Source organism: Holophagales bacterium (assembly GCA_016719485.1).
In the GTDB taxonomy this organism is placed as follows: domain Bacteria; phylum Acidobacteriota; class Thermoanaerobaculia; order UBA5066; family UBA5066; genus UBA5066.
Map to the genome: position 1 here is coordinate 164,914 of JADJZB010000023.1, position 22,626 is coordinate 187,539.

Consider the following 22,626-nt stretch of genomic DNA (forward strand, 5'->3'; position numbering starts at 1 on the left):
CCGTCCGTGGCCGGTCCCCTACTCGTAGCGGAGGGCGTCGGCAGGGGCGAGGCGGGAGGCGCGGCGGGCCGGGAAGGCCGCGGCGGCCAGGACGAGGAGGAGGCCGGTGACGGCGATGGCGAGGACGTCGCGCGGCTCGGGCCGGAACGGCATCCAGGAGATGTAGTAGACGCGGGCGATCTCGGCCGGGAAACGGACGGCCTTCGTCGCCGTCAGGAGTGCGCAGGCCGCGACCCCCGTGAGGGTCCCGAGGAGGACCCCTGCGCCCCCGACGGCGAGCCCCGCGAGGCGGAACGTCCGCGACACCGTCCGCGGGCCGGCTCCGATGGCCGCGAGGACCCCGATCTCGCGCGTCTTCTGCGCGACGAGGACGACGACCGAGGAAACGACCGTTCCCGCCGCCACAGCGACGATGAGGGCGAGGACGACGAAGAGCAGCGTCTGCTGGACGAGGAGCGCGCGGAAGAGGTCGCCGTTGAGCGTTTTCCAGTCGAGGACGGTGGCCCCGGCGCCCATCGCCTCGCGTGCCGCCGCGACGGCCGCGTCGGGCCGGCCCGGGTCGGTGAGCTTCAGCTCCCAGACGCCGTTGCGCGCGTCGGGCGGCGCGAACCGGTCGAAGGCGGCGATCGGGACGACCGCCCACCCTTCGTCCACTTCCGAGAATCCCGTCGTCACGATCCCCGCCACGACGAGCGGCGTCCGTCGGGGAGGCGCGAGGCCGCGGGCCAGCGAGAGCGAGGCCGTCTCCAGGACGATTCTCTCCCCTTCCAGCGCCCCGAGCCGCGCGGCGAGCCCGGAGCCGAGAAGGACGGGCACCGGCTGCCCGGCGGCGGGAGGGGCCATCTTCGTGGCGAGCGAGGGATCCCTCCCGAGGAGGCGCGTGGTGGCGAGTCCCGCCGGGACGTCGAGTCCCTTCACGACGGCATCGACGCCCCCGGGCACTTTCGCGCCCAGGAGGAGTCCCGGAGCGAAGGCCGTCCGGGCGACCGAAGTGACTCCGGGGACCTTCTCCAGCGCCGCGCGCGTGGCCGCGTCCTCGGCGTCGGCTCCCGGCAGGACGAGGACCTCGGCGTTCGTCCCGGCGAGCTTCTCGATCAGCTCGCCCCGGTAGCCCGACATCAGCCCCATCGCGACGACGAGGGCGGCCGTGCCGAGCGCGACGCCGGCCAGCGCCAGGGAGGACACCGTTCCGAGGAGGCCGCCCCGCCGCCCCGAGAGGAACCTGCGGGCGAGGAAGAGGGGAACGTTCACGCCGCCCGGGCGGCTCCGAGAGCGCGCGCGAATTCGTCGAACAGAGGGTCGGAGTCGTGCGGGCCGGGGGCCGACTCCGGGTGGTACTGCACCGCGAAGACCGGGCGCCCCTCGAGCCGGAAGCCCTCGCACGTCCCGTCGTTGAGGTTGACGTGGGTCAGCTGGAGGCCGGCCGGGAGCGAGAGGGGGTCGACCGCGAAGCCGTGGTTCTGCGACGTGATGGAGACCGCCCCGGTCGCGACGTCCTTCACCGGGTGGTTCACGCCCCGGTGGCCGAACTTCAGCTTGAACGTCCGCGCCCCGAGGGCGAGGCCGAGGAGCTGGTGCCCGAGGCAAATGCCGAAGAGCGGCTTCCCCGTCTCGACGAGCGTCCGGATCGTCGAGACGCACGCGGGGAGCGCCGCCGGGTCGCCCGGGCCGTTGGAGAGGAAGTAACCGTCGAAGCCGGTGAGCTCCGCGGCGGGCGTCGTCGCCGGGAAGACGGTGACGTCGAGGCCGCGGCGTGCGAGGTTCCTGAGGATGTTCCGCTTGATGCCGTAGTCGAGGGCCGCGACGCGCGGCCGGCCCGATGCGTGAGCGGCCCAGGCGTACGGCGCCCGCGTCCCGACCTCGAGCGCGAGGGCCGCCCCGGTCATCGGGGGCTGCTCGAGGACCCTGGCGAGAAGCCGCGCCCGGCCTGCCGCGTCGAGGTGCTCCGTCGAGACGCCTCCGCGCATCGCCCCGAGCGAACGCAGGTGCCTCACGAGGGCCCGCGTGTCGAGACCCTGGATGGAGACCGTCCCCGCCTCGCGAAGCGCCTCGCCGAGCGACTGCTTCCCGCGCTGGTTCGAGAAACGCTCCGGGAAGTGGCGGGCCGCGAACCCCGCGACCTGGATCCGGTCCGACTCGGCGTCTTCGCCGTTCATGCCGGTGTTCCCGATGTGAGAACCCGTCATGACGACGATCTGGCCCCGGTAAGAGGGGTCCGTCAGCGTCTCCTCGTACCCGGACATCGCCGTGTTGAAGACGACCTCCCCGAACGCCGTCCCCGGGGCGCCGAACGCTTCGCCCTCGAAGGTGCGGCCGTCCTCCAGGACGAGGACCGCGGGAACGTCCGTCACAGCGTCCGGCCCACCGCAGCCGCGATCGGCGCGAGGCGCGCCATGAGGTCGGAGAACATCGGCGGCGTCAGCGCCTGGGGGCCGTCGGAGAGCGCCCGCTCGGGCTGGTGGTGGACCTCGATGGCGACTCCGTCCGCGCCCGCCGCGATCGACGCGAGCGACATCGGGGCAACCTTGTGCCGCCGCCCCGTACCGTGCGACGGGTCGACGAGGATCGGCAGGTGAGAGAGCCGCTCGACGGCCGGGACGATCGAGAGATCGAGCGTGTTCCGCGTGAAGTCGCTGAAGGTCCTCACGCCCCGCTCGCAGAGGACGACGTTCGGGTTCCCCTCGGAGAGGACGTACTCGGCGGCGAGGAGGAACTCCTCGAGCGTCGCCGACATGCCGCGCTTCAGGAGAACCGGCTTGCCGATCCGCCCCGCCGCCTTCAGCAGCTCGAAGTTCTGCATGTTCCGGGCGCCGATCTGCAGGCAGTCGGCGTATTTCGCCACGATGTCGATCGAGGAGGTGTCGAGCGCCTCGGTGACGACGGGGAGCCCCGTCTCCTCGCGGGCCGCCGCGAGGATCTTCAGCCCCTCCTCGCCGAGCCCCTGGAAGGCGTAAGGGGGAGGTTCGCGGCTTGTAAGCCCCGCCCCGCAGCAGATGGGCGCCGCGCGCCTTGACCTCCCGGGCGATCGTCACCGTCTGCTCGAGCGACTCGACGGCACACGGTCCGGCGATGATCGCGAGCCGGGTCCCCCCGACCGGGACACCCCCGATCGAGACGATCGTGTCGTCGGGGTGGAACTCGCGGGAGACGAGCTTGTAGGGATGCGAGACCTTGATGACCTCGAGGACCCCGGGAAGGTCCTCGAAAGCGGTCGGCTCGACCGTTCCCCGGTTCCCGGTGATCCCGACGGCGGTCCGCTGCTCACCCGGTATCGGGTGGGCCTTCAGCCCCATCCTCCCGGCGGTTTCGACCACCCGGTCGACGTCGGCCGGGGTGGCGCTCCTGTCCATGACGATCAACACGGTGTCTCGTCCTCCGCAGCCGCTGTTTATACTTCATCGTGGCGTACCGGGACTCCCCGGCACGGCAAGGAGGCTCCCATGGCGATCCGGCGCACCTTTTCCCTCTCGGGCCTGGCCCTCGCGGGGGCGCTCCTGGCGGCACTCCCCGCCCCGGCGTACCTGATCATCCTGAAGGACGGCACGCGCATCGAGGCGGCCGAGAAGCCGGTCGAGCAGGGCCGGAACTTCATCTTCAAGGACAAGCTCGGCGCCCGGAAGATGATCGCGGTCGCCGAAGTGGACCCGGCGAAGACCGAGCAGGCGAACAAGGAGAACTACCGGGACGCCTACATCCTCGGCGATCCCGCTCCGATGAAAAAGGAATCGGAGGAGAGCGCCAAGTCCCCCTCCCTGTCGGAGTTCATCCGGCAGACCAAGAGGTCGGACATCCCGGTCCCCACGCCCGTCCCCGCCGTCAATCCGGGCGACCCCTCGAGCCCGCAGAGCCCCGCGCGCTCGGCCCAGAGGGATTCCGAGCGCGCGATGAATCCCGTTCCGGGAAACGTCCTCGACCCCGTGACCCAGGACGCCTTCCTGCGGGCCTACCAGTCGGCCGCGGTCCGCGGCGCGCGCATCACGCAGGCCGGAGCAGGGACGATCCGTGTCCAGGCCGTCACCGACAACGAGACGGTCGTCTTCGGAGCGCTCGTCGGAACGGCCCGCGGCCTGAAGGAGGCGCGGACGGCCGGCAGGCTCGTCGAGCAGGTGGAGCTCTTCATGGCGACGAGCGCCGGCGAGAACGCCGGGCGGTTCCTCATCACTCCCGAGGCGGCCGACAGCCTCCTGAACGGCACCGTTCCCCCGGCGAGGTTCTTCGTCGCGAACGTGCAGCTCTGAGCCCACCGTGAGCCTGACGCGACACGAGCCGGGGAAGCCGCCCTCCGCGGCTCTCTCCTGAGGAGCGACGTGGAGGCCGGCACGCTCGTCCTGGTCCACCTGCACTCGCCGAAGGAGAAGTACTGGGGCCTCCTGCGAGCGCTCGGACCGGCCGGCGTGACGGTCCGCGGAATCGACGTCACCCTCTTCGACGACTGGGCACGCCAGTGCCGGGCGGGCTCGGAGGCGGAGCTCGGGCCCGCGACGCTCTTCCTCCCGCTCCACCGCGTCGAGAAGGTGTTCGAGGACGCCCGGATCGGGACGGTCGCCGCGTATCACGAGAGGTTCTTCGAAATGGTGGGGAAAGACGTCCGCGACGTCCTTCTCCTCGAGACGGGACGGCCCGAGGGGCCGCTCCAGTAGGAGGTTTCGTGGCCGAGCTCGTCTGGCAGCTGAGGAAGGGACCGGAGGGGGCGCCCTACGCGTTCGCGGCCTTCAACAAGGCCGAGAAGCGGACGAATTTCTTCGACAACGCCGAGGCCCTCCGCGGGTTCCTGATGAAACGCGGCTCCGCCGCCGAGGACGCCGTGACGCTCACGGCGCGCGTCGAAGCGGGCGAGACGGTCTCGGTCACCCTCTCGAAGTAGGCGTTTCGCCCGGGCAGGGGACAATCCCGGCATGGACCTCTCCCGGGCACTCGCGTGCCTCGCCCTCGCGGGGTTTCTCACCGCGTCGCATTGCGCACGCGCCGAAGGACCCACGCCCCCCCCGAACCCGTTCCTGGCGGCGGACGAGCTCTCGGTGGGGTCCGCGAGCCACCCCGTCCGGGACTTCAGGCTCTCGATCGGCGCCGGCACCGCCCTCGTCGCCGAGGGCTCGGCCGCCCTCGTCACCGGCGCGGACGGAACCCCGGCCGGAATCTTCGTCACCGGAAAGGGGACGTTGGAGTACGTCGCCCGCGACCCGCGCGAGCACCCGGCCGTCCGGTACGCGGTGAAGAAGAACACCGGGCTCTCGCCGTCGAACGGCGACGCGGGCCTCGTCGTGAAGGACTCCTTCCAGACGCTTCTCTGGCTCGCCCCGGGGGCCGAGCTCCCTCCGATCCCTGGCGAGGCGACGGGACCCTCTCTCGCCGCCGCGCTCGACAGGCACCGGGTGCGCTTCGAGAAGATCGAGGAGCCCCCGTTCGCCCATCTCCTCGCCGCGCAGCGGCGCGACGCGCCGTCCCGCCCGCTCGTGAGAGCCGAGGCGAGCGGCGGCAAGGAAGACCTCGTCTTCGTCCACGACGCCCTCGAAGCCGGGAGCGAGCGCCTCTCGACGAGCGGCCGCATCCCGAGCCGCGTCCGCCTCGGAGACGACAGCTCCTGGCCCATCGTCCTCGCCGAGCAGCCCGTCGCGGGCGACCTCTTCGATCCGCCCGCCCCGCGCGCCGTCCTGACGCACGTCGACCTCACCCTCACCGCCTCCGACCGGACCGACGCGGCCATCTCGGTGACGGAGTCGTTCGAGGCCCGGCGGGGAGCCCTCGGCACCCTGCTGCTCGACCTCCTCGACGCCGCCGAGGTCCGGACCGGGGCGAGCGTCATCGAGACGGAGATGTCCTGGAGCTCCCGGCGGCGACGCCAGCGGATACAGGAACGTCCGGTCCGGGTCACGGGGGTCTTCGGCGAGGACGGCCGACCCCTCCACTTCGACCATCGGGGCGACCAGATCGCCGTCGCCCTCGCCGAGCCCGTGCCGGAGGGCAAGGTCGTCCGGGTGCGGTTCGAGATCGAGGGGGGGCTCCTCGTCCGCCCCCTCGACAACAACTACTGGGTCCTCGGAACGGCACCGTGGTTTCCGCTCCCCGGCCTCGCCGCGCAGGCGTTCACCGCGCGGATGACGGTGAAGGTGAAGAAGCCGTTCAAGCCGATGGCACCGGGAGTGACCGTCCGCCGCGCCGTTGAGGGAGACTTTCACGTCCTCGAGACGCGGCTCGACAGGCCCGTCCAGTTCCTGACGATCCTCGCGGGCGCCTACGACTGGGAGGAGGAGACGAAGGACGGCGTGACGCTCCGCGTCGCCTCGCACGGCGGGCGAAACCCCACGGCCTTCCGGAGCCTCCTCGACCTCGGCTTCGCCACGACCGGCTTCTACGAGGTCTTCCTCGGGAAGATGCCGGTGAGGGAGCTGACGATCGTCGAGCTGGCGTCGTGGGGAATGGGACAGGCGCCGGCCGGCCTCCTCCTCATCACCGGAGAGGCCTTCAACCCGATGGGAAAAGGAGCCTACCGGCGCTCCGCCGCCGGCGTGAACGAGCGCTTCGCCCACGAGCTCGCCCACCAGTGGTGGGGCCACGGAGTGAGGATGCCCTCCCTCTCGGAACAGTGGCTCTCGGAGTCGTTCGCCGAGTACTGCTCGGCGTTCTTCATCCGCAGGGCGGCCGGGATGCAGGCCTACGACCTCTACCTCAATCTCTGGCGGACCCGCGCGGGCGAGACCAGGGACTCGGTCCCGATCCTCCTCGCCCACCGTTTGCGGGCGAAGAACGACCAGATCCAGGCCGAGCGCCTCCGGTCGGCGCTCCTCTACGCCAAGGGCCCGCTCGTCCTGGCGGCGATCCACCGGGAGATCGGCGACGAGGCGTTCCTCACCTTCCTCGCCACGGTCCAGTCAACTCTCGGGGGACAGGTCGGCACGACCCGGCGCGTCGAGGAGGTCCTCGAGGCGGTGACGGGGAAGGACTGGACTCCGTTCTTCGACCGCTACGTCCGCGGCACGGAGATCCCCGAGGTCCCCGCGACGAAGTGAAGGGGGCGGCCCGCCCCTCCCGGTCAGTGCCCGGGCTGCGACAGCTCGAGGAGAACGCCGCCGGTCGACGCCGGGTGGACGAACGCCACGAGGCAGCCGTGCGCCCCTTCGAACGGGGTCTCGTTGACGAGCCTCACCCCCGCGGCCTTCAGCTTCGCGAGCGCCGCCGCGACGTCGGGGACCTCGAGGCAGAGGTGGTGGATGCCGGGCCCCTTCTTCTCGAGGAACTTCGCGATGGGGCTTTCCGGCGACGTCGGCTCGAGGAGCTCGAGGGCCGACTCGCCGACGGGCCGGAACGAGGTGATCACCTTCTGCGAGGCGACCTCCTCGCGGTGCTCTTCGAGGAGCCCGACGATGTCCCAGAACGCGCCGCCGCCGTCGACGGACGACACGGCGAGGCCGATGTGCGAGATCTTCATCTTTCCCCCGGTCGGCGCGAGCGCCGCGCCGTTCTTCCGCAGAGTCTCGAGGAGGGCCTGCGCGGCCCGGAACGGGTCCTCGCTCCGCGCCTCGATCCGGCCCGCCCACGAGGACATGGAGGCCTCGCTCCCGGAGAGGCCGTGCAGCTCTGCGAGAAGCCTCTCCTGGACGATCGTCTCGATCCGCCGGACGGTCCTGCCCCGGCGGCGGGAGGCCCCCTCAGGGCCGGAGAGGAACTCCCTGTGCCTGTCCAGCTCGGCGCGCAGCCCGGCGACGCCGTCGCCCGTCCGCGCGACCGTCTTGACCACCGGCGGGATCCACGCCCCGTGCTCGCCCAGCTCGAGCATCTGGAGGACCTCCCCGACGGTCCGGTCGGCGCCGTCGCGGTCGGCCTTGTTGACCACGAAGACGTCGGCGACCTCCATCAGGCCCGCCTTGATCGCCTGGATGTCGTCCCCCATGCCCGGCGTCAGGAGAACGACGCAGGTCTCGGCGAGCCGGAAGACCTCCACCTCGTCCTGCCCGACGCCCACCGTCTCGACGAGGACGTCGTCGAAGCCGGCCGCGTCGAGGACGTCGACGGCGTCGGCGGTGGCGCGCGAGAGGCCGCCGAGGTGGCCGCGGGTGGCCATCGACCGGATCATCACTCCGGGGTCGGTGTAGAGGTCCTGCATCCGGATCCGGTCGCCCAGGATCGCGCCCCCGGTGAAGGGCGAGGAGGGGTCGACGGCGACGATGCCGACCTTGCGGCCCTCGGCGCGGGCCGCCTTGGCGAGAACCGCGGTCAGGGTCGACTTGCCGGCGCCGGGAGAGCCTGTCAGGCCGATGACCCGGGCGCGGCCCGTGCGGGGCCAGAGTATGGAGAGGAGTTCGGGAAATCGCGGGTCCGCGGTCTCGGCCCAGGTGATCGCCCGGGCGATGGCCGGCGGGGTCCCCGCGAGGACGCGCTCTGCGAGCTCGCGAACGGGATTCATGGCTCCGGGAGTCTAAGGGAGTCGCCCGTTAGAATCCCCCTTCCGTGCCGAACAGTCCCTCTTCCGCCGCGCGCGCGGCCGACCCGCTCGTCGGTGTCCTGACCGAGATCGCGCGGATCGTCGCAGAGACGCTCTCCCTGCCCGACGTTTTCGTGCGCGTCGCAGGCGCGGCGCGCCGCGTCCTGCCGTTCGACGCGGCGGGCGTCGTGAGGATCGTCGACGGTCCAGCGCTCCTGTCGTGGGGGACGGCGACCCCCGGGGTCCCGGAAGGCCGCCCATGGCGCTACGAGAGGAGCGAGATCTCGGACCACCTCTGGCCTTCGGCCGCGGGAGCGCGGAGGATCGACGACGCCCGCGCCGTCCTCGACCCGTACCTGCGCGCCGACCGGGACGCGCTCGACTCCGGCACGCGCTCACTTCTCGTGGCGCCGATCGTCCGCGGCTGCGTCCCGATCGGCAGTCTCTGGCTCTCGGCGAAGACGGCGTCACGGTTCTCGAGCGCCGACGAGGAGACCGCGGGCGCGATCGCCGACATCCTCTCCGCCGCGCTCGAGCACGAGCGACTCGCCGACGAGGAGAGGGAACGGCTGCGCCGGCATCGCGAGCTCGAGGCTCTCGGCCCCGCACTCGCGCGCGCGCTCGACGTCCGCGAGGTCTTCGACCAGGTCTCGGCAATCGCCCTTCGCGTCGTGCCCCACGACAAGATGACCCTCGGCCTCCTCTCCGACGACAGGACCGAGAACCGGCTCTGGGCCGTCGCGGGCGACCGCTCCTGGGCCCCCGAGAGCTATCCGATCCCGGAGTCCGAGCGGGCGCAGATGGAGCTCGGGTTCCAGATCGTGAGGGACGCCGAGACCGATCTCCCTCCCGATTCGGCGCGCCGGGCCATCCTGCTCGGCGCCGGACTCCGCTCGAGCCTGAGGGTCCCCGTGCGGCTCGAGGGGAAAGTCGTCGGGGCCCTCTCCTTCCACGCGACGGCGACGGGGCGGTACGGCGACGACGACGTGGAGCTGGCCGCGCGCGTCGCCGACCAGGTCGCGCTCGCCTTCTCCCACCAGAGGCTCGTCGAGTCCGCGAAAAGGGAGGAGGAAGCCCGGCGGGAGGCGTCCCGGCTCGAAGCCCGCGTCCAGGCGCTCTCCGACGAGCTGGAGTCTCGAGACGGGTTCGGCCGGATCGTCGGTGCGTCGCCCGCCTGGCGGGCCATCCTGGTCCACGCCTCCAAGGTCGCGCCGACGGAGACGACCGTCCTCCTGACGGGCGAGTCGGGAACCGGGAAGGAAGTGGTCGCGCGCGCCATCCACCGGGCGTCGGCGAGGAGCGCCGGCCCGTTCGTCGCGCTGAACTGCGCGGCCCTTCCGGAGCAGCTTCTCGAATCGGAGCTGTTCGGATACGAGAAGGGCGCCTTCACCGGGGCCTACGCTTCGCGCCCGGGCCGGCTCGAGCAGGCCGCGGGCGGAACGCTCTTCCTCGACGAAGCGGGCGAGACGAGCCCGCTCGTCCAGGCCAAGCTCCTCCGGGTCCTCGAGGCGAGGGAGTTCCAGCGTCTCGGCGGGGCGAAGGTGCTGAAGGCCGACGTGAGGCTCGTCGCCGCCACGAACCGCGACCTCCACGCCGCCATCGCGCGCGGCGACTTCCGGGAGGACCTCTTCTACCGGCTCTCGGTCTTCGAGATCCACCTCCCTCCGCTCAGGGAGAGGCCCGAGGACGTCCTCCTGCTGACCGAGCGCTTCCTCGAGGACCTCTCGAAGAACGTCGGCAGGCCGGCGCCGGGCGTCTCGCGGGACGCCCGGGAGCTCCTGCTCGGCTACTCCTGGCCCGGAAACGTCCGGGAGCTGCGCAACGCCCTGGAACGGGCCGTGATCCTCTCCGAGGGCGGTCTCGTCCAGGCGGAGCACCTCCCGATCGCCGTTGCCCGCAACGACGCGTCGCGCGTCGCCTCGGCGGCGGCCGTGGAGCTGCCGCCCGGCGGCCTCGACCTCGACGCGCTGGAGAAGACGCTCGTGGCCCAGGCGCTCGAGCAGTCGAAGAACAACCGGAGTCGCGCGGCGAAGCTCCTCGGCCTCACCCGCGCGCAGCTCTACACCCGCCTCGAGCGGTACGGGCTGGCGTGACGCCCGGCGACGGGATCGGCCTGGGGGGCGAACCGGCGGAGGGGTCGTTCCCTCGAAGCCCCTTCGCGGCGCTCTGGCCTCTCGACCCCGCCGTCGCGTACCTCAACCACGGTTCGTTCGGTGCATGCCCTGTGGCCGTCCTCGAGCGGCAGGCTGAGCTGCGGGCAGAGATGGAGCGGGAGCCGGTCGACTTTCTCTGGAGGCGGCTCCCGGCCCGGCTCGCCGAGGCGCGGGGCACGCTCGGTTCCTTCCTCAACGCCGACCCGGACGACCTCGCGTTCGTCCCGAACGCCACGGCAGGCGTCAACGCGGTCCTGCGCTCGCTCGAGTTTCGAGCAGGCGACGAGCTCCTCACCACGTCTCACGTCTATCCCGCCTGCCGCAGGGCGATGGAATACGTCGCGTCGCGGACCGGGGCCTGCGTCGTCGAGGCCACCGTCCCGTTCCCCGTCGCGGGGGAGGACGACGTCGTCGCCGCGGTGCTCGACGCGGTGACGCCCCGGACGCGCCTGGCCCTCTTCGATCACGTCACGAGCCCGACAGCGATCGTCTTTCCGGTCGGGCGCCTCGTCGCCCGGCTGAGGGAGCGGGGCATCGAGACGCTCGTCGACGGGGCGCACGCCCCCGGCATGGTCCCCCTCGATCTCGACCGTCTCGGCGCGGCTTTCTACACGGGGAATGCCCACAAATGGCTCTGCGCGCCGAAAGGGTCCGCGTTCCTCCACGTCCGGCGCGACCTTCAGGCCTCGGTCCATCCGACGACGATCAGCCACGGATACTCGGCGGCCGACGCCGGTGCGCGCTTCCGGGCCGAGTTCGACTGGACCGGTACCTGCGACCCGACGCCCTGGCTCTCGATTCCGGCAGCGATCGCCTTCCTCGGAACGCTCCTGCCGGGCGGCTGGCCCGAGGTGATGTCGAGAAACCACGCTCTCGCGCTCGAGGCGCGCGAGATCCTCTGCGCGGCCCTGGGCGTCGCGACGCCCGTACCCGGTTCGATGATCGGGTCGATCGCGTCCGTCCCGCTGCCGGTCCCGGCGCCCGGCTCCCCTGCCGGACGCTCGTCCCACGAAGGCCTCATGAACGCGTTCCGCGCGCGCGGCGTCGAGACGTGGCTGTTTCCCTGGCCCTGCCCCGGAGGAAAGCTCATCCGCGTCTCGGCCCAGCTCTACAACACCCGCTCGGAGTACGACGCCCTCGCCGCCCTCCTCCAGGAGGCGCTCGCCTGAAACCGGGCCTCGCCGGCTTCTTCAGCCGCCGAGGAGGATGGCGGAGCCCGCCAGGAGGGCCGCGAGGATGCACCGGAAGAGCCGACCGAAGAGAAGACGCGGGAAAGGCCCCGCGGAGAGCTCCGGACCGGGTGCGACGCTCATCAGACCGTAGTGAGCCGAGCCGGCCGCGTCCCACGCTGCCCCGGATGTCATCATCTCGCGCATGTCCGAGAGCCTCCGATGCCCCTGGGCGGGAACCGATCCGCTCTCTGTCGCCTACCACGACGAGGAATGGGGAGTCCCTTCTCACGACGACCGGCACCTCTTCGAGATGCTCGTTCTCGAGGGTGCGCAGGCCGGCCTCTCCTGGATCACGATCCTGAGGAAGCGGGAAGGCTACCGGAAGTCTTTTGCCGGCTTCGACCCGGCGAAGGTGGCAGGTTTCGGCCCCGGGGACGTCGAGCTCCTCCTCGGGAACCCGGGCATCGTCCGCAACCGGCTCAAGGTCGGATCGGCGATCGGCAACGCGAAGGCGTTCCTCGCCCTGCAGTCCGAGGAAGGGAGCTTTTCCAGCTGGCTGTGGCGGTACGTGGACGGCAAGCCGGTCCAGGGCACCTTTCGGGAGATGCGGGAGGTCCCGGCAAGGACGCCCCTGGCCGAGCGGATCTCGAAGGACCTCCTGAAGCGCGGTTTCCGTTTCGTCGGACCGACGATCGTCTATGCGTACCTGCAGGCCGTGGGCGTCGTGAACGACCACCTCGTCGCCTGCCCGCGACGCCGCGAGGTGTCATCGCGCTGACCGATGGCAGGGCGGGCGACGGGCCTCGCTGCTTTCACTTCGCGGGTTTCGTCCCGCCGCGAGGCCGCGCCGGGGCTTTCGCGTTCCCCCGCCCCTTCGGCACGACCTCGGCCTTCAGGGCCACGAGGTGCCGAACGGCGTCGAGGTCGTCCCCGGGCTCGATCGTGAGGCGGATTCCCCGCCCCTCCGCGTAGCGTGGCGCCGCGTCGAGAAGCGCGAGGACGGCGGGTGGGAGGCCTTTCTCCGATGCCGCGGCGACCGCGTTCTCCCCGAGAACGAGACCGACGAGGAAACGCCCGTCCTGGGGCGTCAGATAGACGAGGACGCGCTCGGCTCTCTTCAGGCGAAGCGACCATCCAAACTTCGCGCCCGCGAAGCTCCACACTTCCTCGAGCGGCGGACAGGTTCCTGCGACGTGCGCGACGAGGTCAGCCCAGAGAGGGGCGGCCCCGCCCAGGCAGCGGCGGACCCCGGCAGGCCCGGGGGCGTGGACAGGATCGTCGAACGCGCTCAATGCCATGGGGCCGAGGGTACGGCGGCCGGGATCAGGCGCCCGGACCCGCGGGGCCATACTCGAGGAGGCCCGTGTGCAGGATGAGGAACCACCGCTCGCCGACCTTCGAGTATCCCTTGCACGCGCGCCCCTTCCACGGGAACGGCTCACGTGTCACGCGGTGCCGCCAGAGGGTGTCGACGTCGACCACGGCGAACCCGCCGTCCCCTTCCTCGGAGACGGCGATCCGGACGGTCGTTCGCCGGTTGTGGACGAGCTCGTAGTCGCGGAAGAGCTCCTCCCACCCTCTCTTCCAGCGGTCCCGGTCGAACCGCCCCAGCGGGAAGACCCAGAGCGCCGGGTCGTGCGCCGTCGCGTCCGGCGGCCAGGGCCAGACCATGTCGGGGTGGAAAAGGGAGACGAGGGCTTCCGCATCCTGGCGGTTCCAGGCGTCCGTCTCGCGATCGACGAGCCCCTGGATGGCGATCTCGGGCTTCGGATCCGTCATGGGCGGGATTGTCCCGCCTCCGGGATCTCGGACTCCAGTCGCCGGCAGTGCGATCCCCGTCAGCCGGCGATTCGTGATTCCGGACCTGACCCCGACTCCGAGCGGAAGGACCCGAAACTACACGTATTCATGCCTGGCACGGATACGTGTATTAGACTCGGAAGAGACGGGGAGCGGGCGCGCGTTCCAGGCCGAGCCGGGGTTACACGACCTCGTCGAGCGGTTCCGTCGGGAGGCCGGCCTCGATCCACGCGTCGAAGCCGCCCTCGAGGGGACGCACGTTCCGGTACCCGCGGTCGAGGAGGAGGCGTGCCACACGGGCCGCCGACGCTTCACTCCGTCACGTGCAGTAGAGAGCGACGTCCTTCCCGACGGGAATGTCGCTCAGCTTCGCGTCGAGCTCGCCGAGATCGGCGACGAGAGCTCCCGGGACCTTGCGCGGGTCGTCCCTGCGGGAGAGACGGTGCCGAACGTCCACGACGACGAGGGACTCGTCTCCCGCGAGGAGGCGGGCGGCGAGCGTCTGCGGTGTCAGGCGCGCCATCCGGAGCGCCGCGAGCGTCTGCTGCCGGCGCCAGAGTCGGATGGCGAGGTAGAGCGCGAGGCCGGCGGCGAGGAGGCCGACCGCCCCGCTTCCGAAGCGCCGGAGCAGGTCGAGGACGGCGTCGACCTGCGCGTGGAAGACGACCCCGAGGCCGATTCCGGTCCCGGCCCAGATGAGGGTTCCCGCCGCGTCGTAGCCGAGGAAGCGGAGAAAAGGGGCCTTGAGCGCGCCGGCCACGGGCACGGAGACGGCCGAGAGCCCGGGGACGAACTTCGCGAAGAGGAGGGCCCTGAGGCCGAAGCGGTCGTAAGCCGAGGAGGTCTTCCTCACGCAGGTGTCGGCCGAGAGGGAGAGGCCGCAGAGAAACCGGAGGATGTGCCAGCCGTACTTCCGCCCGAGGAAGAACCAGAGGGTGTCGGCGAGGAGGGCCGCCCCGATGACGGCGAAGAGGAGCGTCGGCCCCGAAAGCCGCCCCTGGGCGACGAGCGCCCCGGCGACGATGAAGAGGGGCATCGCGGGAATCGGCAGGCCGAGCTGCTCCAGGAACACGTTCCCCGCGACGAGGAGGACGCCGTAGCGGACGAGCTGCTGGGCGAGACCGTTCACGTTCCCCCTCGCGGCGACGGGGCGGCCGGAGCAAACCCCGGCCGCCCGCCGTCGTCAAATCTCCGCGAAGGCCTCCTTCAGCGCCTCGCGGTGCGCCACGAGGGTCCTTTCCAGGTCCTTTTCCGTGTGCGCCGTCGAGACGAACATCGCCTCGAACGCCGCCGGCGCGATGAAGACGCCGCGCTTGAGGAGGCCGTGGAACCAGCGCGTGAACGCGGGGCCGTCGCTCTTCTTCACGTCCTCGAAGTTCGCGATGGGACCCGCGTTGAAGAAGAGGGTCAGGATGGAGCCGATCCGGTTCAGCGTGAGGCGATCGGCGACGCCGAGGTCTTTCGCGACCTTCCACATCCCCTTCTCGAGCCTCGCCGCGGTCTTCTCGAGCTTCGCGTAGGCCGCGGGCGTGAGGGAGTCGAGCATGGCGATTCCGGCCGCCATGGCGAGCGGGTTCCCGGAGAGGGTCCCCGCCTGGTAGACGGGGCCGTCGGGGGCGACGTAGGCCATCAGGTCGGCCCGGCCGCCGTAGGCGCCGACCGGGAGGCCGCCGCCGAGGATCTTCCCGAGACAGGTCAGGTCGGGCTTGACGCCGAAGATCTCCTGCGCGCCGCCCCGGGCGAGCCGGAAGCCGCTGATGACCTCGTCGAAGAGGAGCATCGCCTTCTCGCGGTCGGCGATCTTGCGCAGCCCTTCGAGGAAGCCGGGCTGCGGAAGGACGACGCCCATGTTCGCGGCGACGGGCTCGACGGCGATCACGGCGATCTGACCCGGGTACTTCTCGAACAGCGCCTCGACCGACGCGAGGTCGTTGTAGGTCGCCGTGAGCGTCGCTTTCGCGAGGTCGGCCGGGACGCCCGGCGAGCCGGGAATGCCGAGCGTGGCGACGCCCGACCCGGCGGCGACGAGGAAGGAGTCCGCGTGGCCGTGGTAGCAGCCCGCGAACTTCAGGACGAGGTCGCGCCCCGTGATCGCCCGCGCGAGGCGGACCGCGCTCATCGCGGCCTCGGTCCCCGAGGAGACGAAGCGGACCTTCTCCATCGACGGGACGAGGCGGCTGACGCGCTCGGCGAGCTCCACCTCGGCGCGGCACGGTGCGCCGTAGGAGGTGCCGCGGGGGAGCGCCTTGCGGATCGCGGAGAGCACCGCCTTCGGCATGTGCCCGAAGAGGTGCGGGCCGTACGACATGACGTAGTCGACGTAGCGGTTGCCGTCGGCGTCGACGATGACCGACCCCTTCGCCTTCTTCACGAAGAACGGCGTCGCGCCGACCGACTTGAACGAGCGGACGGGCGAGCTGACGCCGCCCGGCATCTTCGCCTTCGCGCGGGCGTAGAGCCGGTCCGACTCGGTCGTCCGGCGGACACGGCGGCGGCGGGGGGCGGCGGGCTTCTTCGGCGTCTTCTTTTTCGGGGGGGGCGGCGCGGCCGCCTTCCGCCTCAGTTTCCTTGCAGCCACTCGGCAGCCTCCTTCGCGTGGTAGGTCAGGATCAGGTCGGCGCCCGCGCGCTTCATCGAGGTGAGGATCTCGAGGGTCACGCGCTTGCCGTCGATCCAGCCCCGCTCGGCGGCGGCCTTCACCATCGCGTACTCGCCCGAGACGTTGTAGGTGGCGAGCGGGACGTTCGTGGCTTCCTTCGCCGCGCGGACGACGTCGAGGTAGGAGAGGGCCGGCTTGACCATGACCATGTCGGCGCCTTCCGCGACGTCGGAGAGGATCTCCTTCACCGCCTCGCGGACGTTCGCGGGGTCCATCTGGTAGGCGCGCCGGTCGCCGAACGCGGGCGTCGATTCGGCCGCGTCGCGGAACGGGCCGTAGAAGCCGCTCGCGTACTTGGCCGCGTAGGCGAGGACCGGGACGCTCTTGAACCCGTTCCCGTCGAGCGCGTCGCGGATCGCCCGCACGCGGCCGTCCATCATGTCGCTCGGTGCGACGATGTCGGCGCCGGCCTTCGCGTGGGCGAGCGCTTCCGCGGCGAGGATCGGGAGGGTCCCGTCGTTGTCGACCCCCTCGTTCACGATGACGCCGCAGTGCCCGTGGTCGGTGTACTCGCAGAGGCAGACGTCGGTGATGACGACCGTCTTCGGGCTCGCCTTCTTGATCTCCCCGACGGCCCGGCAGACCGGCCCGAGGAGGTCGGCCGAGGAGGAGCCGACGGCGTCCTTGTGGTCGGGAATGCCGAAGAGGATGACCGAGAGGACGCCGCGCGCGGCGAGCTCGGCGGCGTCCTTCGCCGCGAGGTCGGGCGAGACGCGGTCGATGCCCGGCATCGACGGGATCGGCTGGCGGATCCCCTCGCCCGGGACGACGAACATCGGGGCGATGAAGTCGGCCGGGTCGAGGGTCGTCTCGCGGACCATCGCCCGGAGCGACTCGGTCAGGCGCAGGCGGCGGTAGCGGTGGAGGGGGAACGCCATGGTCAGGCCTCCTTGGGGAGCGCGAGGAGCGCGATCAGGTCGGTGAGGAGGGGCCTCCTCGGGACGGCGGGCGCGGGGAAGCCGCGCGCGACGAGAAGCCGTGCGGTCTCCGGGCCGACGACGCCGAATCTTACCGGCGGAAGGTCCGCCGGGCCCTCGGCGCCGAGGGCGTCGAGAAAGACGTCGAGCGCGGCGAGGGAGCCGATGGCGAGGGCGTCGTATTCCCCGGCCCGGAAGGCGCGCAGGCGCTCCCCGTCGAGCGCGGTGAGCGGCTCTTTCAGGTAGACGACGGGGGCGGTGACGTCGAAGCCGCGGCCGAGAAGCTCGTCCACCGCGGCGTCGTCGGCGTCGGAACCGCGGGGCCAGAGGAGGCGGCCGCTCTCGCCGCGGCGCGCGAGCTCCGCGAGGATGCCGACGGCCCCGGGAGGGACCGGCGTGACGGGGTCCCTCACACCCGCTTCCTCGAGGGCCGTCGCCGTTCCGGCGCCGGCCGTCAGGACGAGGCGGAACGACCGGAGCCGCTCGGCAGCCCCCGCACCGGCCAGGACGTCGACGGCCGCTCGCGAGGAGACGACGAGGATCGCGCCGTCGGGGTCGAAGGTGCGCGTCGCCGCGATCCCGAACGGGGCCGGGACGATCCGGTGCGTGACGAGGAGATCGGCGCCCGGCACCGGCTCGCCGGCGGGCCGCAGGAGGAGCACCCTGCTCATCTCGCCGCCGCGCGGGCCTCCGTGACGAGACGCTGGGCCCCGCGGGAGAGAAGCCGGTCGGCGAGGAGGCGTCCCAGCCCTCCGGGGTCCGTGGCCGGCCCCGTCGCCTCGTCCTCGAGCATCTCCGAACCGTCGAGAGCGAGGACCCGGGCACGGAGGACGAGCGTCCCCTCCTCGCCCGGGGTCGCGAGCGCGGCGACGGGAGCGCGGCACCCGGCGCGCAGGGCGTGGAGGAGGCTCCGCTCGGCGGCCGCGGCAGCGCTCGCGAGCGGGTCGTCGAGCGTCGCGATCGCGGCCGCGGCGTCGGCGTCGCCCCTCCGGCACGAGATGCCGAGCGCTCCCTGCGCGGGGGCCGAAAGCAGCTCGTCGAGAGGGATGCGCAGCGTGATCCGATCGCCGAACGAGAGCCGGTCGAGGCCGGCGCAGGCGAGGATGAGGGCGTCGGCGCGCCCTTCCTCGAGGCGGCGCAGGCGCGTGTCGACATTTCCGGCCATCGTGAGCGTCTCGAGGTCCGGCCGCAGCCGCAGGAGCTGCGCGACTCGCCGCGGGCTCGCCGTCGCGACCTTCGCCCCCTGCGGGAGCTCCTGCACGGTGCGGGCCGGATGCCGCGAGGCGACGACGAGGGCGTCCCTCACGTCCGCCCGCGCCGGAACGGCCGCCATGAGGAGGTCGTCGGCGTACTCGGTCGGGACGTCCTTGAGCGAGTGGACGGCGAAGTCGATCTCGTCCCGCCGGAGGGCGTCGTCGAGCGCGCGCACGAAGACGCCGACGGAGTCGCCCGCGGACGGAATCCGCCCCTCGGTCGACAGCTGGTCCCCTTCGGTCCTCACGAGGACCTCCTCGACCGCCCGGCCCGTCGCCTTCGTCAGCGCGGCGGCCACGTGCCCGGACTGCGTCCGGGCCAGGAGGCTCGCGCGCGTCCCCATCCGCAGGGGTCGTCCGTCGCTCATCGTCGTCCTTCCTTCGTGGGGCGGCCCCGGCGGCGCCGCATGCGGGCCGCGTTACTCCCCGTCGTCGAGCTTGAAGAGGGCCCTCACGACGGCCGCGCGGGTGAGTCGCTCGGAGGCGTCCCCTTCCTTCAGGCCCATCGTCGGGTTGTGGAGGATCTTGTGGAGGAGCGTCTCGGTCATCCGCTCGACGACCGCGCGGTCCTCGGGCGAGAGGCGCGAGAGCTTGCCGGAGTAGCGCTCGATCTCGTCGCGCCGCGCCTTCTCGAACCGCTCGCGGAGCGTCTTGAGGGTGTCGACGTGAGAGAGACCCGCGAGCCAGCCGAGGAACTTCTGGGTGGAATCCTCGACGATCCGCTCGGCGTGGGGGACGTCGGTCATCCGGTCCTTGGCGTTGTCGCAGGCGAGCTCGCCGAGGGCGTCCATGTCGTACCGGTAGACGTCGGCCAGCCCGTCCACCGTCGGCTCGATGTCGCGCGGGACGGCGAGGTCGAGGATGAGGAGCGGCCCCCGCCTGCGGCCGCGGCCCAGAACGGGCTTGAGCATCGCCGCGGTGACGACCGGCTCCGTGGCGCCCGTGGCCGACAGGACGATGTCGACGTCGGCGAACGCCTTGGCCCGTTCCTCCCACGGCACCGTCCAGCCGTGGAAGTGGGTCGCGAGCGCCTTGGCCTTCTCGGCCGAGCGGTTCGCGAAGAGGATCTGCTTCACGCCGTCGTCGGCGAGGAGGCGGGCCGTCAGCTCGACCGTCTCGCCCGCGCCGAGGAGAAGGACCTTGCACTCGGCGATCGACTCGAAGATGCGCCCGACGAGGCCGAGGGCGATGCCGGGGACGGAGACGGGGCGCGCCCCGAGCGACGTCTCCGTGCGGACCCTCTTGCCGCATTCGAGCGCCGACTGGAAGAGCCGCCCCGTGACGGCGCGCGCCGTCCCCGCCTCGGCGGCGCGGCGGTGGGCCTCGCGGATCTGCCCGAGGATCTGCGCCTCGCCGAGGACCATGGAGTCGAGGCCCGAGGCGACCCGGAAGAGGTGTCGCACCGTCGCCTCGCCGCGCCCGGAGAGCGCCTTCTCGCGCAGGACGGCGCCGTCGACGGAGTGGAAGCGCGAGAAGAAGCCCGCGAGGGCCTCGAAGCTGTCGGGCACCTCGCTGACGCCGTAGATCTCGGCCCGGTTGCACGTGGAGACGACGGCCCCTTCGGTCAGGATCCGCTCGCGGAAGAGCCCCTCCAGCGCCTCTCGTGCCGTCTCGGGCGTGAAGGCGAGCCGGGCCCTGAGGTCGAGGTCCGACCCCTGGTGGTTCCAGCCGACGAAGACGATCTCGGGAGGCATCAGGTGAACGAGTGGACCTTCGAGAAGAAGAGGTTGACGGCGGTGTAGGAGAGGAGGACGAGGATGAAACCGGCGACGGCGAGCCTGGCCGTCGTCACGGGGGAGGCGCCGCGGTGGGCCCTCACGAAGATCCAGAGGTAGAAGGCGAAGGTCCCGCCCGCACCCCAGATCTTCGCGTCCAGGAGCCACTCGGGGTGCTGCTCGTGCCAGACGCGGTACGCCCAGAGGAACCCCATCGTCAGCCCGGCCGCCATCGAGACGACGCCGACGCCGATGGAGGTGCGCGCGGCCCTCTCGAGGTAGCTCAGGGAGGGGAACCGCGAAACGGGGCCGTTCAGGATGTGCCGCTTGCTCCTCAGCCGCCGCCCGAGGACGAGGTAGAGGAGCGAGAGGGCGCACGCCACGGCGAAGGCCGAATAGCTCAGCATGTTCAGCGTGACGTGGAACGCGAAGACCGAGCCACGAAGCTCCGGGCGAACCTCTCCGCCTCCCGGGACGACGAAGGAGAGGAGGAGGAAGAAGAGCGAGACCGGCATGAGGAACGGCCCGAGGGACCGGTCGTGGTGCCGGGCCTCGAGGATGAGGCTCATGGCCGCCAGGAAGAGGCCGAAGAGGGCCATCGAGCCGAGGAGATCGCCGTAGGGAACCGTCTTCAGCGCGACGGAACGGACGTAGAGGAACCCGAAGTTGAAGGTGGCCCCGAGGCCGGCGAGAACCGTCGCCATCCTTCCCGCGGAGACGTGCGGGTGGCGGAGCCAGACGACGTAGAGGACCGTCGCTCCCGCGTAGCAGAGGAGGGCGAGGAGGCCGAAGAGGGCGTTGGCGAGGCCGGTACCGAACATCCGAACCGCTGATTATACGGACCGGCGGGGCCCGTCCGGGAGATCGCCTCGCGCAGCGCCCGCGCCGAGGAGATCGCCTCCTCCGCGTCCCCCCCCCGGACGGTCAGGTGCCCCATCTTCCGCTTCGTTCCCACGCCCGTCTTGCCGTAGAGCACGACCTCGAGGAGACCGGGGTTTCCTTCCCACGCCCCGAGGTCGAGCGACCCGGTCGTTCCCTGCGCCTCCCAGACCTCGCCGAGGAGGTTCGCCATGCAGAAGGCGCCCGCGGAGACGAGCCGGGGCGGTACGAGCGGGATCCCGAGGAGGATTCGCGCCAGGGCTTCGAACTGACTGAAGGTGCAGGCTTTGCGCGTGACGTGCCCGGAGTTGTGGGGGCGCGGCGCGAACTCGTTCGTGAAGACGCGGACCTCCCCGGGGCGTGAGCGGGCGGAGCGGCCGACGAAGAGCTCGGTCGTCAGGAGCCCGGTCACGCCGAGGGCGCGGGCGGCCGCCAGCGCCACCGCCTTCGCCTCCGCCTCGAGGTCGTCGGGGAGACGGGCCGGAACGAGGGTGACGTCGAGGACGTGGTCCCGGTGCTCGTTCTCGAAGAGCGGGAAGACGACCTCGTCGCCGCTCCTCTCGCGGGCGACGATGGCGCTCGTCTCGAGAACGATCTCGATCGGCTCCTCGAGGACCCAGCCGGAGGCGTCCAGCGTCGCGCGGGCGGGGGTCGAGAGAAGGGCCTCGAGGTCGGCGGGCGAGGAGAGCTTCCATTGACCCTTGCCGTCGTAGCCCCCGCGGGCCGTCTTGAGGATCGAAGGGAAGCCGAAGCCGAGCGCCGCCGCGGCGAGCCCGTCCGTGGCCGTCCCGTCGACGAAAGCGACGTGCGGAAGCCCGTGCGTGCGCAGGAACTCCTTCTCGAGCGCCCGGTTCTGCGTCGTCCGGAGGACCCGGAGCGACGGGAGGAGCTTGTCGAGGCCGGAAAGCTGCACCAGCCCCTCGGTCTCCACGTTCTCGAACTCGTACGTCACGACGTCGCAGGCGTCGAAGAACTCCTGAAGGCGCGGCACGTCGCGCCACGACCCGCTCACGGCGCGCGCCGCCCGGCGCAGGGCCGGGGCGTTCGGGTCGGGGTCGTAGACGTGGACGTCCGCCCCGAGGTCCTGGAGCGCGGGAGCCAGCATCGCGCCGAGCTGGCCTCCGCCGAGGATGCCGACGGTCGTCAGGAGGTCCTCCGGAGGCGCCGCCCCTGGATCTCCAGGTTTCCCTCGCGCGCCTTCCCCCGGAGCGTCTCGCGATGCGCGGCGAGCTTCGCGGCCAGGCCCGGGTCGGAGAGCGCGAGGATCTTCACGGCGAACAGGCCCGCGTTCGTCGCCCCCGCGGGCCCGATGGCGAAGGTCGCCGTCGGCACGCCCGCGGGCATCTGCACGATGGAGAGGAGGCTGTCGAGGCCGGAGAGGGCGCTGCTTTGGACCGGTACGCCGAGGACGGGCAGGGTCGTGAGCGCCGAGACCATGCCGGGCAGGTGGGCGGCTCCCCCCGCCCCCGCGATGAGGACCTTCAGGCCCCTGCCGGCCGCCGACCTCGCGTAGTCGTACATCTCCTCGGGCATCCGGTGCGCACTGACGACCGAGATCTCGTACGGGACGTCGAACTCGAAGAGGATTCCTTCCGCCTTTGCGAGCGTCTCGTAGTCCGAGGCGCTCCCCATGACGATTCCGACGAGCGGCGTTCCCAT

At 71.7% G+C, this 22,626-nt stretch carries 22 protein-coding genes and 1 pseudogene; 7 read left to right on the top strand and 16 right to left on the bottom strand.

Features of this window, described 5'->3' with window-relative positions; translation table 11 throughout:
- Nucleotides 1-18: 18 nt before the first annotated feature.
- The 3 genes and pseudogenes from IPN03_16365 to aroF form a co-directional block, all read right to left on the bottom strand.
- Nucleotides 19-1,251, bottom strand: coding sequence for an ABC transporter permease (locus tag IPN03_16365; GenBank protein ID MBK9375246.1), 1,233 nt, complete (start codon nucleotides 1,249-1,251; stop codon nucleotides 19-21).
- Nucleotides 1,248-2,351, bottom strand: coding sequence for a glutamine-hydrolyzing carbamoyl-phosphate synthase small subunit (gene carA / locus IPN03_16370; GenBank protein MBK9375247.1), 1,104 nt, complete (start codon nucleotides 2,349-2,351; stop codon nucleotides 1,248-1,250). The genes IPN03_16365 and carA overlap by 4 nt, the downstream gene beginning before the upstream one ends.
- Nucleotides 2,348-3,350: pseudogene (aroF, locus tag IPN03_16375) on the bottom strand (3-deoxy-7-phosphoheptulonate synthase). Before aroF ends, carA begins: the two are co-directional and overlap by 4 nt.
- 90 nt (nucleotides 3,351-3,440) lie before the next feature.
- On the opposite strand from aroF, the gene IPN03_16380 reads away from it, so the two are divergent.
- The 4 genes from IPN03_16380 to IPN03_16395 all read left to right on the top strand — a co-directional run bounded on the left by IPN03_16380 (nucleotide 3,441) and on the right by IPN03_16395 (nucleotide 7,007).
- Complete coding sequence (locus IPN03_16380) at nucleotides 3,441-4,238, top strand: hypothetical protein (GenBank protein MBK9375248.1); 798 nt, start codon at nucleotides 3,441-3,443, stop codon at nucleotides 4,236-4,238.
- Between the two features lie 69 nt (nucleotides 4,239-4,307).
- Nucleotides 4,308-4,640 (top strand): hypothetical protein, encoded by a 333-nt coding sequence (locus tag IPN03_16385; protein ID MBK9375249.1) that lies wholly within the window; start codon nucleotides 4,308-4,310, stop codon nucleotides 4,638-4,640.
- An 8-nt stretch (nucleotides 4,641-4,648) separates the two neighbouring features.
- The gene (locus IPN03_16390) at nucleotides 4,649-4,864 is read left to right on the top strand and encodes a hypothetical protein (GenBank protein MBK9375250.1); all 216 of its coding nucleotides are present in this window, start codon (nucleotides 4,649-4,651) and stop codon (nucleotides 4,862-4,864) included.
- Nucleotides 4,865-4,895: 31 nt separating this feature from the next.
- Nucleotides 4,896-7,007, top strand: coding sequence for a hypothetical protein (locus IPN03_16395; protein MBK9375251.1), 2,112 nt, complete (start codon nucleotides 4,896-4,898; stop codon nucleotides 7,005-7,007).
- Between the two features lie 23 nt (nucleotides 7,008-7,030).
- On the opposite strand, the gene meaB is transcribed toward IPN03_16395, so the two are convergent.
- Entirely contained in the window at nucleotides 7,031-8,401 is a 1,371-nt protein-coding gene (meaB, locus tag IPN03_16400) for a methylmalonyl Co-A mutase-associated GTPase MeaB (protein MBK9375252.1), read from the bottom strand.
- 44 nt (nucleotides 8,402-8,445) lie between these two features.
- Here meaB and IPN03_16405 point away from each other — a divergent pair, with 44 nt between their 5' ends.
- Together IPN03_16405 and IPN03_16410 are read left to right on the top strand one after the other, a co-directional pair.
- A complete protein-coding gene (locus IPN03_16405) occupies nucleotides 8,446-10,512 on the top strand; it encodes a sigma 54-interacting transcriptional regulator (GenBank protein MBK9375253.1) in 2,067 nt (688 codons plus the stop codon).
- A 20-nt stretch (nucleotides 10,513-10,532) separates the two neighbouring features.
- Nucleotides 10,533-11,741, top strand: coding sequence for an aminotransferase class V-fold PLP-dependent enzyme (locus IPN03_16410; GenBank protein MBK9375254.1), 1,209 nt, complete (start codon nucleotides 10,533-10,535; stop codon nucleotides 11,739-11,741).
- A 21-nt stretch (nucleotides 11,742-11,762) separates the two neighbouring features.
- Here the strand turns inward: IPN03_16410 and IPN03_16415 are convergent, their stop codons facing one another.
- On the bottom strand, nucleotides 11,763-11,948 hold the full coding sequence (locus IPN03_16415; GenBank protein MBK9375255.1) for a hypothetical protein: 186 nt from the start codon (nucleotides 11,946-11,948) through the stop codon (nucleotides 11,763-11,765).
- Here IPN03_16415 and IPN03_16420 point away from each other — a divergent pair.
- The gene (locus IPN03_16420; GenBank protein MBK9375256.1) at nucleotides 11,947-12,522 is read left to right on the top strand and encodes a DNA-3-methyladenine glycosylase I; all 576 of its coding nucleotides are present in this window, start codon (nucleotides 11,947-11,949) and stop codon (nucleotides 12,520-12,522) included. The two genes, IPN03_16415 and IPN03_16420, sit on opposite strands and share 2 nt — an antisense overlap.
- Before the next feature lie 34 nt (nucleotides 12,523-12,556).
- On the opposite strand, the gene IPN03_16425 is transcribed toward IPN03_16420, so the two are convergent.
- The 11 genes from IPN03_16425 to purE all read right to left on the bottom strand — a co-directional run bounded on the left by IPN03_16425 (nucleotide 12,557) and on the right by purE (nucleotide 22,626).
- Nucleotides 12,557-13,042 (bottom strand): DUF3788 family protein, encoded by a 486-nt coding sequence (locus IPN03_16425; GenBank protein ID MBK9375257.1) that lies wholly within the window; start codon nucleotides 13,040-13,042, stop codon nucleotides 12,557-12,559.
- 25 nt (nucleotides 13,043-13,067) lie between these two features.
- Entirely contained in the window at nucleotides 13,068-13,523 is a 456-nt protein-coding gene (locus IPN03_16430; GenBank protein ID MBK9375258.1) for a nuclear transport factor 2 family protein, read from the bottom strand.
- A 340-nt stretch (nucleotides 13,524-13,863) separates the two neighbouring features.
- Nucleotides 13,864-14,673, bottom strand: a complete 810-nt coding sequence (locus tag IPN03_16435; GenBank protein MBK9375259.1) for a VTT domain-containing protein — start codon at nucleotides 14,671-14,673, stop codon at nucleotides 13,864-13,866.
- 54 nt (nucleotides 14,674-14,727) lie between these two features.
- Nucleotides 14,728-15,978 carry a glutamate-1-semialdehyde 2,1-aminomutase gene (gene hemL, locus IPN03_16440; GenBank protein MBK9375260.1) on the bottom strand — a complete coding sequence of 417 codons (1,251 nt, stop codon included), beginning with the start codon at nucleotides 15,976-15,978 and terminating at the stop codon, nucleotides 14,728-14,730.
- 125 nt (nucleotides 15,979-16,103) lie between these two features.
- Nucleotides 16,104-17,081, bottom strand: coding sequence for a porphobilinogen synthase (gene hemB / locus IPN03_16445; GenBank protein ID MBK9375261.1), 978 nt, complete (start codon nucleotides 17,079-17,081; stop codon nucleotides 16,104-16,106).
- 2 nt (nucleotides 17,082-17,083) lie between these two features.
- On the bottom strand, nucleotides 17,084-17,791 hold the full coding sequence (locus tag IPN03_16450; protein ID MBK9375262.1) for a uroporphyrinogen-III synthase: 708 nt from the start codon (nucleotides 17,789-17,791) through the stop codon (nucleotides 17,084-17,086).
- Nucleotides 17,788-18,741 (bottom strand): hydroxymethylbilane synthase, encoded by a 954-nt coding sequence (gene hemC / locus IPN03_16455; GenBank protein MBK9375263.1) that lies wholly within the window; start codon nucleotides 18,739-18,741, stop codon nucleotides 17,788-17,790. Before hemC ends, IPN03_16450 begins: the two co-directional genes overlap by 4 nt.
- 51 nt (nucleotides 18,742-18,792) lie before the next feature.
- Entirely contained in the window at nucleotides 18,793-20,067 is a 1,275-nt protein-coding gene (locus IPN03_16460) for a glutamyl-tRNA reductase (GenBank protein MBK9375264.1), read from the bottom strand.
- Nucleotides 20,067-20,792 carry a cytochrome c biogenesis protein CcsA gene (gene ccsA / locus IPN03_16465; protein ID MBK9375265.1) on the bottom strand — a complete coding sequence of 242 codons (726 nt, stop codon included), beginning with the start codon at nucleotides 20,790-20,792 and terminating at the stop codon, nucleotides 20,067-20,069. Before ccsA ends, IPN03_16460 begins: the two co-directional genes overlap by 1 nt.
- Complete coding sequence (locus IPN03_16470) at nucleotides 20,720-22,072, bottom strand: ATP-grasp domain-containing protein (protein MBK9375266.1); 1,353 nt, start codon at nucleotides 22,070-22,072, stop codon at nucleotides 20,720-20,722. Before IPN03_16470 ends, ccsA begins: the two co-directional genes overlap by 73 nt.
- 38 nt (nucleotides 22,073-22,110) lie before the next feature.
- The gene (gene purE, locus IPN03_16475; GenBank protein ID MBK9375267.1) at nucleotides 22,111-22,626 is read right to left on the bottom strand and encodes a 5-(carboxyamino)imidazole ribonucleotide mutase; all 516 of its coding nucleotides are present in this window, start codon (nucleotides 22,624-22,626) and stop codon (nucleotides 22,111-22,113) included.

What these genes read in the sequence shown, in the direction of transcription:
- IPN03_16425 (MBK9375257.1), bottom strand. Translation starts at nt 13,042, where the DNA reads ATGGCATTGAGCGCGTTCGACGATCCTGTCCACGCCCCCGGGCCTGCC.
- IPN03_16460 (MBK9375264.1), bottom strand. Translation starts at nt 20,067, where the DNA reads ATGCCTCCCGAGATCGTCTTCGTCGGCTGGAACCACCAGGGGTCGGAC.
- IPN03_16415 (MBK9375255.1), bottom strand. Translation starts at nt 11,948, where the DNA reads ATGCGCGAGATGATGACATCCGGGGCAGCGTGGGACGCGGCCGGCTCG.
- hemL (MBK9375260.1), bottom strand. Translation starts at nt 15,978, where the DNA reads ATGCCGGGCGGCGTCAGCTCGCCCGTCCGCTCGTTCAAGTCGGTCGGC.
- IPN03_16470 (MBK9375266.1), bottom strand. Translation starts at nt 22,072, where the DNA reads ATGCTGGCTCCCGCGCTCCAGGACCTCGGGGCGGACGTCCACGTCTAC.
- IPN03_16450 (MBK9375262.1), bottom strand. Translation starts at nt 17,791, where the DNA reads ATGAGCAGGGTGCTCCTCCTGCGGCCCGCCGGCGAGCCGGTGCCGGGC.
- IPN03_16395 (MBK9375251.1), top strand. Translation starts at nt 4,896, where the DNA reads ATGGACCTCTCCCGGGCACTCGCGTGCCTCGCCCTCGCGGGGTTTCTC.
- meaB (MBK9375252.1), bottom strand. Translation starts at nt 8,401, where the DNA reads ATGAATCCCGTTCGCGAGCTCGCAGAGCGCGTCCTCGCGGGGACCCCG.
- IPN03_16420 (MBK9375256.1), top strand. Translation starts at nt 11,947, where the DNA reads ATGTCCGAGAGCCTCCGATGCCCCTGGGCGGGAACCGATCCGCTCTCT.
- hemC (MBK9375263.1), bottom strand. Translation starts at nt 18,741, where the DNA reads ATGAGCGACGGACGACCCCTGCGGATGGGGACGCGCGCGAGCCTCCTG.
- hemB (MBK9375261.1), bottom strand. Translation starts at nt 17,081, where the DNA reads ATGGCGTTCCCCCTCCACCGCTACCGCCGCCTGCGCCTGACCGAGTCG.
- IPN03_16430 (MBK9375258.1), bottom strand. Translation starts at nt 13,523, where the DNA reads ATGACGGATCCGAAGCCCGAGATCGCCATCCAGGGGCTCGTCGATCGC.
- purE (MBK9375267.1), bottom strand. Translation starts at nt 22,626, where the DNA reads ATGGGAACGCCGCTCGTCGGAATCGTCATGGGGAGCGCCTCGGACTAC.
- IPN03_16380 (MBK9375248.1), top strand. Translation starts at nt 3,441, where the DNA reads ATGGCGATCCGGCGCACCTTTTCCCTCTCGGGCCTGGCCCTCGCGGGG.
- ccsA (MBK9375265.1), bottom strand. Translation starts at nt 20,792, where the DNA reads ATGGCGACGGTTCTCGCCGGCCTCGGGGCCACCTTCAACTTCGGGTTC.